Annotated in this window: 18 protein-coding genes; 10 read left to right on the forward strand and 8 right to left on the reverse strand. The window is 67.2% G+C overall.

Going from position 1 to position 14,967, the window contains the following annotated elements; genetic code table 11:
- Nucleotides 1-153 precede the first annotated feature (153 nt).
- Nucleotides 154-1,362 carry an alpha/beta hydrolase family protein gene (locus ACIA58_RS18025; RefSeq protein WP_396404780.1) on the forward strand — a complete coding sequence of 403 codons (1,209 nt, stop codon included), beginning with the start codon at nucleotides 154-156 and terminating at the stop codon, nucleotides 1,360-1,362.
- A 7-nt stretch (nucleotides 1,363-1,369) separates the two neighbouring features.
- Here ACIA58_RS18025 and ACIA58_RS18030 read toward each other — a convergent pair whose 3' ends face one another.
- Genes ACIA58_RS18030 through ACIA58_RS18045 form a run of 4 tightly spaced genes read right to left on the reverse strand, consistent with a single transcriptional unit; the run spans nucleotide 1,370 to nucleotide 4,592 of the window.
- The gene (locus tag ACIA58_RS18030) at nucleotides 1,370-2,143 is read right to left on the reverse strand and encodes a hypothetical protein (RefSeq protein ID WP_396404781.1); all 774 of its coding nucleotides are present in this window, start codon (nucleotides 2,141-2,143) and stop codon (nucleotides 1,370-1,372) included.
- On the reverse strand, nucleotides 2,140-2,439 hold the full coding sequence (locus tag ACIA58_RS18035) for a PadR family transcriptional regulator (protein ID WP_396404782.1): 300 nt from the start codon (nucleotides 2,437-2,439) through the stop codon (nucleotides 2,140-2,142). Before ACIA58_RS18035 ends, ACIA58_RS18030 begins: the two co-directional genes overlap by 4 nt.
- 36 nt (nucleotides 2,440-2,475) lie before the next feature.
- Complete coding sequence (locus tag ACIA58_RS18040) at nucleotides 2,476-3,552, reverse strand: glycosyltransferase family 4 protein (protein WP_396404783.1); 1,077 nt, start codon at nucleotides 3,550-3,552, stop codon at nucleotides 2,476-2,478.
- Nucleotides 3,549-4,592: a YbhN family protein gene (locus ACIA58_RS18045; RefSeq protein ID WP_396404784.1), complete on the reverse strand. Its 1,044-nt coding sequence runs from the start codon at nucleotides 4,590-4,592 to the stop codon at nucleotides 3,549-3,551. The genes ACIA58_RS18040 and ACIA58_RS18045 overlap by 4 nt, the downstream gene beginning before the upstream one ends.
- 81 nt (nucleotides 4,593-4,673) lie before the next feature.
- Here ACIA58_RS18045 and ACIA58_RS18050 point away from each other — a divergent pair, with 81 nt between their 5' ends.
- The 9 genes from ACIA58_RS18050 to ACIA58_RS18090 all read left to right on the forward strand — a co-directional run bounded on the left by ACIA58_RS18050 (nucleotide 4,674) and on the right by ACIA58_RS18090 (nucleotide 11,632).
- Nucleotides 4,674-5,480, forward strand: coding sequence for a PIG-L deacetylase family protein (locus ACIA58_RS18050; protein WP_396404785.1), 807 nt, complete (start codon nucleotides 4,674-4,676; stop codon nucleotides 5,478-5,480).
- Between the two features lie 138 nt (nucleotides 5,481-5,618).
- Nucleotides 5,619-7,001, forward strand: coding sequence for an ATP-binding protein (locus ACIA58_RS18055; RefSeq protein WP_396404995.1), 1,383 nt, complete (start codon nucleotides 5,619-5,621; stop codon nucleotides 6,999-7,001).
- 22 nt (nucleotides 7,002-7,023) lie between these two features.
- Nucleotides 7,024-7,677 (forward strand): phosphatase PAP2 family protein, encoded by a 654-nt coding sequence (locus tag ACIA58_RS18060; protein ID WP_396404786.1) that lies wholly within the window; start codon nucleotides 7,024-7,026, stop codon nucleotides 7,675-7,677.
- Between the two features lie 221 nt (nucleotides 7,678-7,898).
- Nucleotides 7,899-8,390 (forward strand): GntR family transcriptional regulator, encoded by a 492-nt coding sequence (locus tag ACIA58_RS18065; RefSeq protein WP_396404787.1) that lies wholly within the window; start codon nucleotides 7,899-7,901, stop codon nucleotides 8,388-8,390.
- Complete coding sequence (locus tag ACIA58_RS18070; RefSeq protein WP_396404788.1) at nucleotides 8,387-9,274, forward strand: ABC transporter ATP-binding protein; 888 nt, start codon at nucleotides 8,387-8,389, stop codon at nucleotides 9,272-9,274. The genes ACIA58_RS18065 and ACIA58_RS18070 overlap by 4 nt, the downstream gene beginning before the upstream one ends.
- Complete coding sequence (locus tag ACIA58_RS18075) at nucleotides 9,271-10,305, forward strand: hypothetical protein (RefSeq protein ID WP_396404789.1); 1,035 nt, start codon at nucleotides 9,271-9,273, stop codon at nucleotides 10,303-10,305. Before ACIA58_RS18070 ends, ACIA58_RS18075 begins: the two co-directional genes overlap by 4 nt.
- Nucleotides 10,306-10,407: 102 nt before the next feature.
- Nucleotides 10,408-10,725, forward strand: a complete 318-nt coding sequence (locus tag ACIA58_RS18080; protein ID WP_396404790.1) for an ArsR/SmtB family transcription factor — start codon at nucleotides 10,408-10,410, stop codon at nucleotides 10,723-10,725.
- A complete protein-coding gene (locus ACIA58_RS18085; protein ID WP_396404791.1) occupies nucleotides 10,722-11,246 on the forward strand; it encodes an SRPBCC domain-containing protein in 525 nt (174 codons plus the stop codon). Before ACIA58_RS18080 ends, ACIA58_RS18085 begins: the two co-directional genes overlap by 4 nt.
- A complete protein-coding gene (locus ACIA58_RS18090) occupies nucleotides 11,246-11,632 on the forward strand; it encodes a VOC family protein (RefSeq protein WP_396404792.1) in 387 nt (128 codons plus the stop codon). The genes ACIA58_RS18085 and ACIA58_RS18090 overlap by 1 nt, the downstream gene beginning before the upstream one ends.
- Nucleotides 11,633-11,761: 129 nt before the next feature.
- Here ACIA58_RS18090 and ACIA58_RS18095 read toward each other — a convergent pair whose 3' ends face one another.
- From ACIA58_RS18095 to ACIA58_RS18110, 4 genes are all read right to left on the reverse strand, one after another.
- The gene (locus ACIA58_RS18095) at nucleotides 11,762-12,580 is read right to left on the reverse strand and encodes a hypothetical protein (protein ID WP_396404793.1); all 819 of its coding nucleotides are present in this window, start codon (nucleotides 12,578-12,580) and stop codon (nucleotides 11,762-11,764) included.
- 114 nt (nucleotides 12,581-12,694) lie between these two features.
- Complete coding sequence (locus ACIA58_RS18100; protein WP_396404794.1) at nucleotides 12,695-12,904, reverse strand: hypothetical protein; 210 nt, start codon at nucleotides 12,902-12,904, stop codon at nucleotides 12,695-12,697.
- On the reverse strand, nucleotides 12,901-13,836 hold the full coding sequence (locus ACIA58_RS18105; RefSeq protein ID WP_396404795.1) for a M23 family metallopeptidase: 936 nt from the start codon (nucleotides 13,834-13,836) through the stop codon (nucleotides 12,901-12,903). The genes ACIA58_RS18100 and ACIA58_RS18105 overlap by 4 nt, the downstream gene beginning before the upstream one ends.
- A 21-nt stretch (nucleotides 13,837-13,857) precedes the next feature.
- Nucleotides 13,858-14,931 carry an enolase C-terminal domain-like protein gene (locus ACIA58_RS18110; RefSeq protein WP_396404796.1) on the reverse strand — a complete coding sequence of 358 codons (1,074 nt, stop codon included), beginning with the start codon at nucleotides 14,929-14,931 and terminating at the stop codon, nucleotides 13,858-13,860.
- Nucleotides 14,932-14,967 lie beyond the last annotated feature (36 nt).

Here is a 14,967-nt window from a genome sequence, read left to right on the forward strand (position 1 = left end):
CTCCCCCTGATCTCTGCGAATCTCCACGGGAGATTACCCGCATGTTCCTGAGCAGCAACTGAGAAGCGATGCACCGCCGGTTTCAGATCGTGCCGGGAAGATCATGCTCAGGTAGTACGCGTCGCGTAGTACGCACTGTGTACTATAACCGTCATGAGGAGACTGCTGAGACGTCGATGGTTGCGTGCTGTTGTGATCGGTCTGACCAGCGTGGCGGTGTTACTTGTCTGGTACGTCGTGGCGATGGCGCTGATGAGCTCGCGCGAGGTCGCCCTGCCCGCGCTGAGTGGGAAGTATCAGGTCGGCAGGCAAAGTTTCGAGTGGGTTGATACAGGCAGGACCGATCCGCTCGACCCCAACGGCGGGCCACGCAAGCTGTCCGTCTGGCTGTGGTACCCCGCTCCGGCGGCGGCCGAAGGTGCGCGACTGCCCTACACACCCGGTCTCTGGTCGAAGCTGGCCTTCGGACCGCCGGTCCGCTGGTTCGAGACCGATTTCGGCAAGATCCGGGTGCATGCCATCGACGGGGCCGCAGTCGCGGACGGGCACTTCCCGGTCGTTGTTCTCGAGCCCGGGATGGGGTTTGCGGCACCGCAGTACAGCGCCCTGGCCGAGAGTCTGGCCAGCCGGGGGTACGTCGTCGCGGGCCTGACGCCGACGTACAGCGCGAACGTGACCGTGCTCGGCGGTCAGGTCGTCGGAAGCACGGAGCAGGGCAACCCACCCGAGCTAGGTGGCCACGACGGCGAGCCTCAGCGGACCGGCGACCAACTGGCGAGTGAATGGGGAGCGGATGCTCGGTTTGTAGCCGGCCAGGTGATTTCTCTCGGTCGAACGGGACAGTTCGGCGGGAAGATCCAGCCCACCGTCGCGTACGTCGGTCATTCGTTCGGTGGCGCTTCGTCTCTTGAGGTCTGCCGGACCGATGTACGGTGCGCGGGCGCCGTCGATCTCGACGGGACGCAATTCGGCCAGGTCGTGCAGTCCGGACTCGCGAAGCCGTTCATGATCATCGGCTCCGAGGACTCATGCGTCACCGGAACGTGCGGACCGAAGGCGACCGACCCGGGCGGCGAGCGTGACGCGGCCGCAAGCTTGCTGAAGGCAAGCACCGGACCGCGCTGGCTGGTCACCGTGTCCGGAGCTCATCACCTCAACTTCACCGACTACAGCCTCTACTTCCTCGGCCCACCTCTGCGCAGCTTGATAGGCCTCGGCAGCATCGACGGCCGGCGAGCGCTGGCCATCCAGAACGACTACGTCGCGGCGTTCCTGAGCCACGCGGTAGAGAAGGCTCCCACTACGGCTATCGACGCACTGAGGACCAAGTACCCGGAGGCGACGCTCGTCGCTCCGCACTAGCCATCCGTCAACTGGTCCGCACCTCGCCCAGGTCACGGACTGTCCCGTTGACTGCCGATGCCAGCGCGAGCACCGTCACACCGCCGATCGCGCCCGCAAGCCGATCCCCGTTGCCGGCGAGGGCCGGCATCAGGATCGTGAGTCCGCTCCCCGCCAGCCCGGCGGCGACTACCCACAGCCCGAGGCGCAGCCGACGTGGGCCCGGCACCGCCACGACCGCGAGATCAACGTCGGCGACGGTGCGAACAACCTGCCCCGCGACGAGCACCAGCGCCAACCACCAACCAGCCACCACGACCCATCGCATCACGACGTCGAAGGCGGCATCCCGATTGACGACGACCACGACACCGGCTCCGAGCGCAGCCGGGCCGGCAATTCGGCGTACCGCGACGCGCGCCAAGTGGACGAAGGACCTCCGGCGCAGCCGTGGCGTCGGGATCGCCAGCAGAAAGCCGAGGAATGTCGTCGCGTCGCAGGCCGTCAGGATCCACGAGTGCGCGAGCGCCCGCGGAACCGCTCCGGTCAACTCCAGGACGGCGTGCGCCGCGAGCCAGCCTGCGGCCGTGACGACGACGGCCAGTGCTGCTACTCGTCGTCGTCGCTCGAGGGTCGAATCGGCCGGCCAGATCGCCGGGTGCAGCCACGCCGCGGCGATCGCCCAGGCAAGCTGCGGCGTACCCCGCAAACCGCCTCGCTCGGCCTCGCCGGCGAGTTCCTCGCCCCACCGGTCGCGGAACGGCTGTGGATACAGCCGGACCAGGGCGCGCGCCGCCCTCATGTGAGACGTACTCCGAGGCTGCGGAGGCCTGCGTTCGCCACCCTGGCCATGGCTCGCAATTCCTTCTCGAGGACCTCACGCCCTGTCGTGGTGAGCTGCACCGGCCGCTGGCGGCCTTGCTCCTCGAGCGTCTCGATCAGGCCCTTCGCCTCGAGGCGGGACAGCGCGCCGTACAGGCTGCCCGCACCGAGCCGTTGCCCGGTCAGCTCCTCGATCGCGTTGTTGATCGCGTAGCCGTGCTTCGGGCCGTCCGCCAGCACCGACAGCACCAGCGTCTGGGAATCGTTCGCCTGCACCTCGCCAGAGTACTACGCGATGCGTACCAGCTGGCGTCAAGCTGTCGAAGCCAGGTCCTGCCGGGTGAGAACACGCCGAGTCGAATAGGCTGCCAGGTGCTGGGCGACTACGTTCTTCCAAGTCATCGCCGGATCGGTGTGCCGGTTGAATGCCTGGATCCGGGACAGCTCGGCCCGGTCGTCCAGCAGGACGGCTGCGGTCGCCGCCATCTCGGCGTCGCTGTGCACCAGATAGCCCTCGACCCCCGGACGGACGAACTCTCCGACACCACCGGACGCCATCGCGACGACCGCCAGACCTGCGCACCGCGCTTCGAGCGCTGCAACGCCGAACGACTCGAGCCCCGCGGGTGCAAGGTACACGTCTGCCGAGGCGTAGAGCTGCTGGATCTCGAAGCGGGTGAGGCGCCCAGGCAGGTCGACCCATCCGCTGAGACCACGCCGCCGTACGGCTCGTGCGGTTGCGGCTGTCTGTGGTCCGTCACCGACGACAACGGCGCGAAGCTCAACAGCAGACGGCACTGCCGCGCGGATCTCTTCCAGGATCCGCAGGGTTGCCAACGGGCGCTTGCGGCGCACCAGTCTCATGGTGCTCACGATCGTCAGGGTGTGGTCTGTCCGGCGGCCTTGGCGCCACAGCACCGGATCGACGCCGTTGTGCAGTACGCCGATCGGTCGGCCGGGAAGCAGGTCCCTCAGCACGTCCGCGACGGTCTCGCTGACGGCGGTCCATCGCACGCTGCCGACGTACCGGTCGATGCGCGCGAGCGGCCAGGGCGTCGAGGCGCTCGGCAGCGAATGCAGCGTGAGGAATGGGTTGTCGGCCAAGCGCGCAGCTCGCCAGGCCAGTGGCGACACCAACGAACTATGGCAGTGCACCACATCGAAGCGCGGCAACAAGGTCCGCAGCCGATCGATCGCGGCCGGGAGCGGTACGCCGCCGAGGGCGGGCAACCGTACGACCGGGACGTCTCCCGACGACGGTCCGTCGGTGATCGTGAAGACGGTCACCTCGTGGCCATCGCGGATCAGCTGCACGGCGAGGTCGTGTACCTGGAGTTCGATCCCGCCGAGCCGCGGAAGGTAGCAGTCACTGACGAGCGCGATCCTCATCCGGCCACCGCCTCGAGCGGTTCCGGGCCGGTACGACGCCCGAGCCATGACCAAATGGCCAGCATCACACCACCGACCGGGATCTCCATGAGGTAGGTGAATCCGCGGAACAACAACATCCCTGCCGCAACACCGGCCGGATCGCCACCGAGCGCAACCAGCGCGGCGGTCGTTCCGACCTCGACAACACCGGCGCTGCCCGGTGTGATCGGCACCAAGGTCAGTAGGCGTTCCACCGCGAGCGCAGTGAAGAGAACAGGTACACCGAGAGGGACGTGCAACGTCTGGAAGCAGAGCCAGAGCAGGGCGAGCTGCAGGGCCAAGTAAGCCAGCATGCCAACGGTCATGGGTTGCCATCCGGTGCGTACCAGCCGGAGTATCAAGCGTCGTAGTGCCGGCAGCCGCTCCTCCAGATGTGTCCGCCGGAATGTGCTGACCGCCTTGTCGAGAAGGCCGCCGACGACAACCGCCGCTCGCTCGTCGGCAAGGATCCAGATACCAGCGGCAACGACGATCGGCACCGGCACGAACAACAGGCTCGCCGAGCCGAAGGCCGAGCCACTGTGCAGGATCGGTACGAGTCCCAGCGCCAGCGCAATCACGCCGAGCTTCGAGGCGACGTTCAGCAACGTGGTCACCGCAAGAAACCCGCCGAAAGAACTCGAGCTGAAACCCCATCGCCGGACCATCGTGAAGTTCAGCGCCGTACCCGCCGCACCGCCGAGGGGCAACACGTTCGCCACCGCGCTTCCGGTCAAGCTCAGCGTCAGCCCACGCCGTTTCGTCAGTCCTGGCAGCGACGCGGCCAGCACGAACGAATGGGCCCACAATCCGGCAATCCACACAACCGTCAGCAAGACCAACGATCTCGGCGAGACACTGCCGATCACGGCTCCGACCTCACTCCAGGTCGCGCCGACCGCGCGTGGCAACAAGACCACCAAGGCGGCTGTGATCAACCCACTCAGTGCGGAGGTCACCAGCCTCCGGCGTCGCGTGCGGTCCATCATCACTCCAGGCCGCTGTTCGATGTGCCTCATCGGACCTAGCGTGGTGGCCCAGCGCTGAGAGGGTGCTGAGAGCAACTAGCCCGAACACGATCGACGTGTCACCCTCGTACCGTGGCCGGACCCTTCACTCTCGTGGCCTTCCACGCTCACCCGGACGACGAGGCGCTGTTGATGGGCGGGACCCTGGCGCGGCTCGCGGCGGAAGGACATCGCGTCGTGCTCGCGGTTGCTACCGACGGCGAGGCCGGTGCGGCCGCCGAGGGATATCGAGCAGGTAGCGGACTGGCGGCGAACCGGCGCAGCGAACTGGATCGGTCAGCCGCTGCGCTGGGATGTGCGCGGGTGGTGCGCTTCGGGTTCAAGGACTCCGGATCTTCCGATGTGCCGATCGCCGGCGGCTTCAGCACGCTCACCATCGAGGATGCGGCGGCGCCGTTGATCGAGCTACTGCGCGAAGAAGACGCCGACGCCCTGACCATCTACGATCCGGCCGGTGGGTACGGTCACCCCGATCATCGCCAGGTCCACACCGTGGGTACATATGCAGCTGGCCGGGCCGGCACCCAGTTGGTGCTTGAGGCAACGATCGACCGCCGCTTGATCCGTCGACTGATCCGAGTTGTCGAAGCGATCCCCGGCGTACTGCCTGAGGTCTCCGCGGCCGCGTACGACCACGCCTACTCCCCCGGCGCGGCGATCACGCATCGGGTCGACGTACGTCGCTATCTACGCCAGAAACGCGCGTCGTTCGAGGCTCACGCCAGCCAGGCGAGCTCCGACGAGGGAGCACGCACCCTGGCGCTGTTGCTGAGGTTGCCGCAGTGGATGTTCGCGCACATGCTCGGTCGCGAGTGGTACGTCGAACACGGGCGCCGGCCCGGCCGGCCACTGGACGACCTGTTCGCGTCGCTGCGTTGAACCGATAGTTTCTCAGCCGCCGCTCAGCAACGCTTCACCACACTGGAGCGCAACCGCGTCCGACGCCGCGCGGCATTCCCCTGCGACGATAGTCGGAACGGAGGAACGGACCAGTCAAGGACGGAGGTCGAGTTGGCAGTGCTGCGCAACGCGATCTCCAGACTGCGGCGCGCCAGTGTGCGGAGTAGATCGACCGCGGCCGCGGTCGTCGTCGTTGCGGTCGCAATGGCCCTCGGCGCCGGCCTGCTTCTGCTCCTGCTGCAGCGAGCCCTCATCACCACGGTCTCCGACGCCGCGGACGGACGCGCAGCCGACGTTGCCGCCCAGGTCTCGGAAGAAGGTATCGCGGCGCTGAGCACAGATCTCGCCAAGACGACCAGGGCGAGTCAGATCGTGCAGGTGCTGGACAGCTCCGCGCAGGTCGTGGCCGCGTCCTCGACCAGGGCCGAATCGTCGGCGCTTACACAACTGAGACCCGCTGCTGACACCATCCAGCGTGCCGAGGTCGGCGAGATGCCTCTGCTCGACGACGACCACGACTTCCTCATCGTCGCGCGCGGCGTGGAGTACGGCGGACAGACCTACACGGTCGTGGTCGCGTCGTCGGTCCAAACGCAGCGGGCCACGGTTGCCACCGTGACGCAGTACCTGGCGGTCGGCTTCCCGGTACTCCTCATCGTGATCGGCGCGGCGGGCTGGATGCTCACCGGCCGCGCGTTGGATCCCGTCGAGCGGATCCGCACGCGCGTGCAGGGCATCGAATCCAGCGACCTGACCGAACGTGTGCCGGTGCCGCAGACAGACGACGAGATCGCCCGGCTGGCCGCGACCATGAACGCGATGCTCGATCGGCTACAGGCCGGCCAGGCGACCCAGCGCGCCTTCGTCGCCGATGCCAGCCACGAACTCAGGTCCCCACTCGCAACGGTGGCCGCGGGTCTGGATGTCATCGAGCCCTCGGCGCGGGGACAGGCCTGGGAGGAGTTGCATCATTTGATGAAGGGCGAGGCGGAGCGGATGCGGCGGCTCGTCGAGAACCTGCTCCTGCTCGCGAAAGCCGATGACGCGGCGCTGCCGATGCACCGCACCGACGTCGATCTGGACGACCTGGTCGGCACGGAGATCCTGCGACTGCGGGAAGCGAAGCGGCTCAAGGTACTTGCCGACGTACAGCCGGTCCGGGTCGTCGGCGATCCGCTGCGGCTAGGTCAGGTGATCCGCAACTTGGTGGAGAACGCTGCGACGGCTGCGCACAGCACGGTGCGACTCAGCACGAGCGAACGCGACGGCACAGCGGTTGTCACCGTTGAGGACGACGGCGACGGCATCCCCGCGGACGATCGCCTACGGGTCTTCGAGCGCTTCGTTCGGCTGGACTCCAGCCGTGCCCGCGCGAGCGGAGGCTCGGGGCTCGGCCTGTCGATCGTCCAGGAGATCATCAAGGCCCACCAAGGCACCGTCACCTTGAGCCCAGCCACCACCGGCGGCACGACGGCCACCGTCACGCTGCCATTGCCATGAGCCCCGAAGGCTGTGAGTCAAAATGTCACGACGAGTGATTCTCGGTCTGCTGGTGTCCGTCCTCGGGACGATTGCTTTCGCAGTACAGGCCGATGCCGCAGTCGAAGGTGACGGGCTCGCGGCGTTCGACCCTCAACTGACCCAGAACTTCATCGCCCACCGCACCACATTCCTGAGCCACGTCGCCCAGACAATCACCTTCATCGGTTCGGTGCCTGTACTCACCGCGCTCACCATCGTCGCCGCCACCATGCTGAGGATCCTGACCCGACGCTGGAGGCCGGCCATCATCATCACGGTCGGCATGGCCGGCGCTGCGAGCCTCACCTACATACTCAAGATCCTGATCGGTCGCCACCGGCCCGATTCGAGCCTTGTCATCGGCACCGTCGACCACGGCTTCTCGTTCCCGTCCGGCCACACCCTCAGCTCCACGGTGTTCTTCCTGCTCCTCGCCGCGCTGCTGTGGTACTCCAACTCCTCCCGAAAGATCAAGATCGCCGGCGCGATCGCAGCGGCAGCGCTGAGCATCGCAATGGGACTCAGCCGCGTCTACCTCGGCTACCACTGGGCAACCGACGTCCTCGCCGGCTGGACGGTGGCACTGACCTGGCTCTGCCTGATCGCAACCGCGGTCCACGTAATCGAAACCCGCCGACACCCGACCTCGAACTGAACCGCTCGAGCAAGCAGCTGCGAGTCCACTCTCCACAGCGGGACCGCCCGTCGGTGCCCCGGCTTCTCCGCACCGGCCCTCCCGGGACCACCCGCCCCAACCGCTGGCGAGCCGACCAGCTTCCGCGTCCCCTGACGCGACTAGTTCGTTCGGGTCGGTCTTCCACCGGTCGCCTGTGCCTGCGACTTGTGCGTCTGGCGATGTCGCTCTACTGTTTTACTATGGTCATAGGTAAACAGTATGACGGTGAAGGCGACAGTCGGCTGTCGCCGATCACGTTCACGCTGGACCCGGGGTCGGGCGTTCCGACGTACCTGCAGCTGGTGCAGCAGGTCGAGCATGCGCTGCGGCTCGGTTATCTCAAGCAGGGCGACCAGCTTCCGAAGGTTCGGGAGGTCGTGGCGGACCTCGCGATCAACCCGAACACGGTGATGAAGGCGTATCGGGACCTGGAGGGCAAGGGACTGACTGCCGGGCGGCCGGGCCAGGGAACGTTCATCGAAGGCAGCCTGGATCAGATCGACTTCGCCGGCCTGGCCGGACTGCGCAAGTCGTTGCTGACGTGGCTGGCCGAGGCCGACGGGGCCGGGCTCGACCAGGACGGGATCGTTGCCCTGTTCACCAGCGCGCTGCGGGATTTTGCTGATCGCCGCGGGACCGACACCCGCGGCGTGGATCAACCTGGGCGTCGCGCCGAAGGTGGGGTGGCATGAACATCATCGAGACCCGCGCGCTGGGCAAGCGGTACGGGCAGGTCACCGCGTTGCGGGACTGCACCCTCGCGATCCCGCAGGGCCAGCTCGTCGCCCTGGTCGGGCCCAACGGGGCAGGCAAGAGCACGCTCCTCAACCTGGTTGTCGGATTGGCTGCGCCCACCAGCGGCGAGGTCACGGTTCTGGGCGGAGCGCGGGCCGGGTCTTTGGCCTCGCTGGACGGGGTCGCGTTCGTCGCCCAGGACACGCCCTTGTACCGAAACCTGTCGGCCACGGACATGATCCACATGACGCGCAACCTCAATCGGCAGTTCGACGAGGCCTATGCACGACGCCGACTCCTCGACCTCGACATCGCCCCGCAACGCACCACAGCAAAGCTGTCCGGCGGTCAGCGAGCACAGCTCGCCCTCACCCTGGCGCTGGCACGACACCCACGCCTATTGGTGCTCGACGAGCCCACTGCCGCCCTCGACCCGCTGGCACGCCACGACTTCATGGCCACGGTGATGACCGGAATGGCAGAGGACGGGGTGTCGGTCCTGTTGTCCTCGCACGTGCTGGCCGAACTCGAGCGTGTCACCGACTACCTCGTGCTCATCTCCCACGGTCGCGTGCGGATCGACGGAGCGGTCGAAGACCTGCTCGGCAGCCACCGCCTGCTCACCGGTCCGAAGGGCCAACGACCGGATCCGCACTGGCGAACCATCCAGGTCACCGGCGCCGGTGTCCAACGGCACCTGCTCGTCGAAACCACAGCCGGCGGCCCGGTTCTCGCACCTGGGTGGGAGGACCGGCCGGTCAGTCTGGAAGAACTGACCATGGCCTACCTGCGCGAAGACCGCCGGACCGCACGGCTCGCACCCCTGGAGACCATCCAATGACTACCGCAAACCTCGCCGTGGTCCCGCCCGGATCGGTGCGCCCCGTGCCCTGGCACCGTCTCGGCTGGGTCGTCTGGCGGCGGTACCGTCCCACCATTCTCGCCACCCTGGCCGTGCTGGGTCTCGTCGGCGTGTACCTGATCACCACCGGGCTCCAGATCCGGTCGGCATGGCACGCGGTCCAGGCCTGTACCCCGCAGCAATCGAGCGCGTGCAACTTCGCCTGGACCAGCTTCAAGAACAGCCATTCCAACCCCGGGATCATCAGCGCACTGTTCCTCTTCGCCCCGCTGCTCGTCGGTGCCTTCACCGGCGGCCCGCTGCTCGGACGCGAACTCGAGACCGGAACCTTCCGCTATGCCTGGACCCAAGGTGTGGGCCGCGCGCGCTGGGCGATCGCCATGGTCCTCAGCGGAGCCTTGGTGGTGGCCGTCCTTGCCGGCGGCTTCGGCGGCCTGATCGCCTGGCACGACCGCCCCTTGTGGCAGGCCGACATAACTCCCCGACTGCAAGCCAGCGAGTTCCCGTCCACGGGAGTCGCCGTCATTGGCTGGGCCCTCGCCGCCTACGCCATCGGTCTGATCGCGGGGCTTCTTCTACGCCGTGCCCTGCCCGCATTCGGCGTTGCCTTGCTCGCCACGTTCGGGCTCGCCTTCGCTGCGTCCAAGCTGCGACTCCACTACCTGCCGGCGCTCAGGACCAGCAGCCTCGACTACATTTCCGGGTCCCAGACCCTCTCCCAATGGTGGGAGAAGGCCGGCAACACAATCAGCACAACGCAACTCAACGCAGTACTTCGAACCGCAGGTCTCCAGCAAATCGAGACCGGTGGTGGGTCCGAGGGCGTCAGCCCGGGCAACGGCGCCGACCCGACGACATTCCTGCTCCACCACGGATACACCCAATGGACCAGCTATCAACCCGACCACCGCTACTGGACCTTCCAATGGATCGAGTTCGGCTGGCTCACGGTCCTCGCCGTACTCCTACTCGCAGCCACCCTGCTACTCCTGCGCCACCGCGACGCGTAGACGAGCTGCACCGACGTCCAGCCCCGACGACAGCTAGCACTGATCCGCGCCAAGCTCAAATGTACCCTTGTGGTTACGTAGCTAGTTGGGTACATTCGGTCTATGGATGTGGTGCTGCAGGCGTTGGCAGATCAGAGTCGGCGGACGGTGCTGGGGATCCTGCGGGATCACCCGGCGACGGCCGGTGAGTTGGCCGGTGCGTTGCCGATCGCGCGGCCGGGGGTGTCGCGGCATCTGCGGGTACTGCGGGAGGCCGGGCTGGTCGACGTACGGCAGGAGGCGCAGCGGAGGATCTACAGCCTGCGACCGGAGGCACTCGTCGAGGTGGACGAGTGGCTCGAGGGATACCGGGCCCTGTGGAAGAACCGCCTCGACGCGCTGCACACTGAGATCGCACGAGGAAAGAAGGAACGCCAGTGAAGACCATCGGGACCGTGCGAGCGCTCGACGAGCGCCGTGGGGCGGTGCGCGTCGAGGATGTCTACGACACCGGCATCGACGACCTCTGGCAGGCGTGTACGACGCCGCAGCGACTCGGCCGCTGGATCGCCCAGGTGACGGGCGAACTGCACGAAGGCGGCCTGATCCATGCCGTCTTCACGAGCACCTGGAGCGGGCCGGCCAGGATCGAGGTGTGCGAGGCGCCGCGCCATTTGCTGCTCACGACGGAGCCGGGCGGCGAGGACGAGTCCCAGCTGGAGGCCTGGCTCACGGCAGAAGGATCGCAGACCAAGCTCGTGGTCGAGGAACGCGGCCTACCGCTCGGCTCGCTGCACTTCTACGGGGCCGGGTGGCAGGTGCACCTCGAGGACCTCGCCCGCTTACTGACGACCGACGGTCCAGTGCATCCCGACGGCTGGACGGCCCAGACCCCGGCTCCAACCTGGAAAGCCCGCTGGACCGAACTGACCTCCGTCTATCAGAACTTGCCGGTCAACTGATGTCCGATCGCATCAGACTGGACGGCGTCACGGTGAACGCACCCGACGCGCTCGCCCTCGCAGAGTTCTACGCCGAGATCACCGGCGGCGCCGCGACGGGTACGTCGCATTGGGCCGTCGTCTCGGGGCCGAACGGCTCCATCGCCTTCCAACAGGTCGAGGACTTCCGGCCGCCGGTCTGGCCTGGGAACGACGTACCTATGCAGCTGCATCTCGACTTCCTGGTCGACGACCTCGACGCGACCGGAGCGCGCGTCCTGGCCGCGGGCGCCATACTGCTCGACTACCAGCCGAACTCCGACCACTGCTACGTCTACTCGGACCCAGCAGGCCACCCCTTCTGCCTGTCGACCTGGGACATCGCCGCAGCAACAACCGATAGCTGACGACCGCTCGCTCCAGCTCGGTCAGTGGCCCACCAATTCCGCATGGTCCGCCGGTGCTGTTCGTCATCCCGTGATCGGGACGTGTCGGCTTCGCAACTGGTGAGCGCCTGGGCGCCTGAGGGGCGCTGGTTAGGAGTCGTCGTTCGATGGTTCGGTCCTACCTGCGCGAGTCTCCTTTCGGTTGTCGGCAGCTCGGCCGGTGGCATCGTGGCAGATGAATTTGCTGGGGTCTCCGGCGGCGCGGGCACCGGCTTGGAGCCATGCCTCGAGTTGTTGGGGCGCTCGGCGTTCGAGCTCGTCGAGATAGATTTGCCGACGGGCGACGATTCGGAGTCGCGCGGTGACGGTGCATGCTTTTTGTAAGGTCACGTAGCTGTGGCGCCATTGCCTGCACAGTTCGGAGTCGCCGAGCGCACCCACGGCTGGTTCGTCCCGAGCGAGGCCGGCAGAGCTGGTGAGGTCTGGCAGATCCGTGCGGTTGCCGCCGTCGGCTGACGCCGTGGTGCACTGCTCGTCGGCGGGCACAACCGGCGTGGAACGCTCTTCATCTTCGGCGGAGCCAAGCGGGGAGAGGAAAACGCGCGCAGCGGCGGGTGGCGATGTCGCCGCGACTACAGCCACCAGCGCGAGGGTCGCGAAACCGGCAGAGGCGCTGTAGCCGGCCAGCGAGACCACCGCCAGACCACTCCCTAGAGACAACGGGATAGTGCAGCGAATCGCGGCACCAGTGGATCCGGCTACCGGCGAACTGCCGCCCGCCACGTATCCGGCGCTGCCACCGGTGGTGTTGCCTACGTCGACGCTGAACTTGAGGCAGCCGGCCACCAGCGCGGTCATCACGAACAGGACCGCGTCGACGGCCGGCGGCAACAAGATCAACGCCATGCCGCAGCCCAGCACCAGCAACACCCCGGTCGTTGCCTTCCACATCGTTCGATATGTCCTCATCGGTTCACCTCCCAGGTGGGGACCAGTTGGCGGATCAGGAGCCCTTCACTTCGGAGTGGATGTCCTCCAGGGAGCGGTGCCGGGTCTCGTTGGGAGTTCGCCCAGCATCGGATCTCACTCCCTGGCGGCTTCTGGGGGCGAAGGCACGATGGTGATGCCTTCCCGAGCTGCTGCCTCGCGGACCTTTTGGACGGGGCGCTGCAGTTTCAAAGCGATCATCACGGGCGGAAGTCCGGTCGCGGCGAGCCGCCGCAGCCAGGCGAGCTCGGCGACTGTCCAGGGGCGGGCGTCGATGCTGCCGGCCAGGTGCCGGGTCGTTGTCATGATGGGGTGTCCCTTCCGCTGGAGTCGTTGCCGAGGGCATGGTCTGCTGGGTCTGCGTGGCGGTCGATGCGGACCGAGGTGCCGGTGGACGGCATTCCGCTCTGCGCGCGGTCGCCGACTGTGAAGTGGGTGAAGCCGGCGGGGATCAGGATGTTGGGATGGTCCATAACCTGGAAGTGCAGGTGTGGCTCCGTAGAGTTGCCAGAGTTGCCACAGGCCCCAATGACGTCCCCCGCTGCAACGGTGTCGCCGCGCTTAACGGTCGCCGAGCGGCGTTGGAGATGGGCGACGAGAGCGTAGGTTCCGTTGTCCAGTTCGATGATGACGTGGTTGCCGAGCACCTTGTTCGGGCCCAGGAACTCCCGGACGCTCTCGACGAGCAGGTAGATCAGGCCGGGGAACGATGTCCGGCTCCAGTGGTCGCGCTCGGAGTCGTGGACGCGGGCCACGACACCGGCGGCCGGGGCATAAACGGGTCGGCCGAACCCGGGAAATTCCGCGGGGCGGCGAGCCAGCGGCCACCAGCCCATGCCGGGTCGGGTCTGATCGGCGGGTGCGTAGACCAAGTCGATCGCGTAGGTCTGGCCGTAGGCGTGCAGGCCGTGGCTGGGTGTCTTGCTGGCGGGGCTGTTCATCGCCAGCCACTGGCCGGTCACCGGCGCTGCGACGTTCAAAGGTGCTCTGCGCAGAGTGCCGACTCGGAAGTAGAGCGCCAATCCGATGACCAGCAATGCGGTGCCGATCCAGGCGAGCCAGGTGCTGAGCGATCCCTCAAGTGCCCATCGGCCGAGGACGATGCAGAGCAGCCCGGCGGCGCAGGTCGGGATCCGCAGCCGCGCACAGACGACTGCGAACTCGGGGCCTCGGACCTGTCGATGCCGAGATGTGCCGGCGGTCTCGAGAGTGTCTTGACCGATCGGGGTTCGCGTCACGCGATCGCTTCTCCTTCGATGTCAGCGGACTCGGAACGGCTCCGCGGCCGATGGTCTCCAGGTCAGGCCGTGGCCCGGGGCGGCGTTGAAGCGGATCGCTCCGCCGGCTGGGTCCGCCGTGCCGTCGAACACGAGTTGCTCGATCCGGACGTGGTCGTGGAACCACTCCAGGTGCCGCAGATTCGGTACGGCGGCGAGCGCGGCCACGTGCTGGTGCGGTGCACAGTGGCCCGACACCTGCAGCCCCCGGGCGGCGGCGAGGGCGGCAATGCGCAGCAGCTCGGTGATGCCGCCGCAGCGGGTCACGTCAACCTGGACACAGTCGACGGCCTCGGCGCGGCACATCCTGTCGAAGTAGACCAGGTCGTAGCCGTACTCGCCGGCCGTTACGTCGCAGCTCAGCCGCGATCGGACGTGCCGCAGGCCGTCTAGGTCGTCGCTGGAGACGGGTTCTTCGAACCAGGTGACGCCGAGCTCGTCGAACTGCTCCCCGATGCGTACCGCTTGCCCGACGGTGTAGCCGCCGTTGGCGTCGACGTACAGCTCGGTAGCCGGGCCGATGATCTCGCGAGCCTTCTTGATCCGATGCAGGTCCCGGTCGGTGCAGGTACCGCGGCTTTCACCGATCTTGATCTTGACCCGCGGGATGCGCTGGTCGACGACCCAGCCGTTGAGCTGGTGGGACAGCTGGGCGTCGTCATAGCTGGTGAAGCCGCCGCTGCCATAGACCGGTACCTGGTCGTGCACCGCACCGAGCAGGAGGTGCAGCGGCAGATCGAGCAGGCGGGCCTTGAGGTCCCACAGCGCACAGTCCACCGCCGACAGCGCCATGCCGGCCACACCGGGCCGGCCGATGTTGCGCAGCGCAACAACCATCGCAGTCCAGGATCCGGCGACGTCCATGGCATCGCGGCCACACACCACCGAGGCGAGGTCGTGGTCGACGACCGCCGCGCAAGCCACCGAGCCGTACGTCCAGCCGGTCCCGGTGCAGCCGGCCGCCTGGACCTGCACGAACACCAGCGTGGTGGAGTCCCAGGCGAACGTGCCGTCGGCCTCGGCGGCGTCGGTCGGAATCGTGTACGCCGATGCCACGACCTGCTCGACAGGGATCGGCCCAACAGTGTCGGC

Source organism: Kribbella sp. NPDC051586 (assembly GCF_044453965.1).
Classification (GTDB): Bacteria; Actinomycetota; Actinomycetes; order Propionibacteriales; family Kribbellaceae; genus Kribbella.

Excerpts from the sequence above, each read along its gene's own strand:
- ACIA58_RS18095 (WP_396404793.1), bottom strand. The coding sequence starts at position 12,580 with ATGAGGACATATCGAACGATGTGGAAGGCAACGACCGGGGTGTTGCTG.
- ACIA58_RS18075 (WP_396404789.1), top strand. The coding sequence starts at position 9,271 with ATGACTACCGCAAACCTCGCCGTGGTCCCGCCCGGATCGGTGCGCCCC.
- ACIA58_RS18060 (WP_396404786.1), top strand. The coding sequence starts at position 7,024 with ATGTCACGACGAGTGATTCTCGGTCTGCTGGTGTCCGTCCTCGGGACG.
- ACIA58_RS18100 (WP_396404794.1), bottom strand. The coding sequence starts at position 12,904 with ATGACAACGACCCGGCACCTGGCCGGCAGCATCGACGCCCGCCCCTGG.
- ACIA58_RS18030 (WP_396404781.1), bottom strand. The coding sequence starts at position 2,143 with ATGAGGGCGGCGCGCGCCCTGGTCCGGCTGTATCCACAGCCGTTCCGC.
- ACIA58_RS18025 (WP_396404780.1), top strand. The coding sequence starts at position 154 with ATGAGGAGACTGCTGAGACGTCGATGGTTGCGTGCTGTTGTGATCGGT.
- ACIA58_RS18065 (WP_396404787.1), top strand. The coding sequence starts at position 7,899 with ATGGTCATAGGTAAACAGTATGACGGTGAAGGCGACAGTCGGCTGTCG.
- ACIA58_RS18080 (WP_396404790.1), top strand. The coding sequence starts at position 10,408 with ATGGATGTGGTGCTGCAGGCGTTGGCAGATCAGAGTCGGCGGACGGTG.
- ACIA58_RS18090 (WP_396404792.1), top strand. The coding sequence starts at position 11,246 with ATGTCCGATCGCATCAGACTGGACGGCGTCACGGTGAACGCACCCGAC.
- ACIA58_RS18040 (WP_396404783.1), bottom strand. The coding sequence starts at position 3,552 with ATGAGGATCGCGCTCGTCAGTGACTGCTACCTTCCGCGGCTCGGCGGG.
- ACIA58_RS18045 (WP_396404784.1), bottom strand. The coding sequence starts at position 4,592 with ATGAGGCACATCGAACAGCGGCCTGGAGTGATGATGGACCGCACGCGA.
- ACIA58_RS18070 (WP_396404788.1), top strand. The coding sequence starts at position 8,387 with ATGAACATCATCGAGACCCGCGCGCTGGGCAAGCGGTACGGGCAGGTC.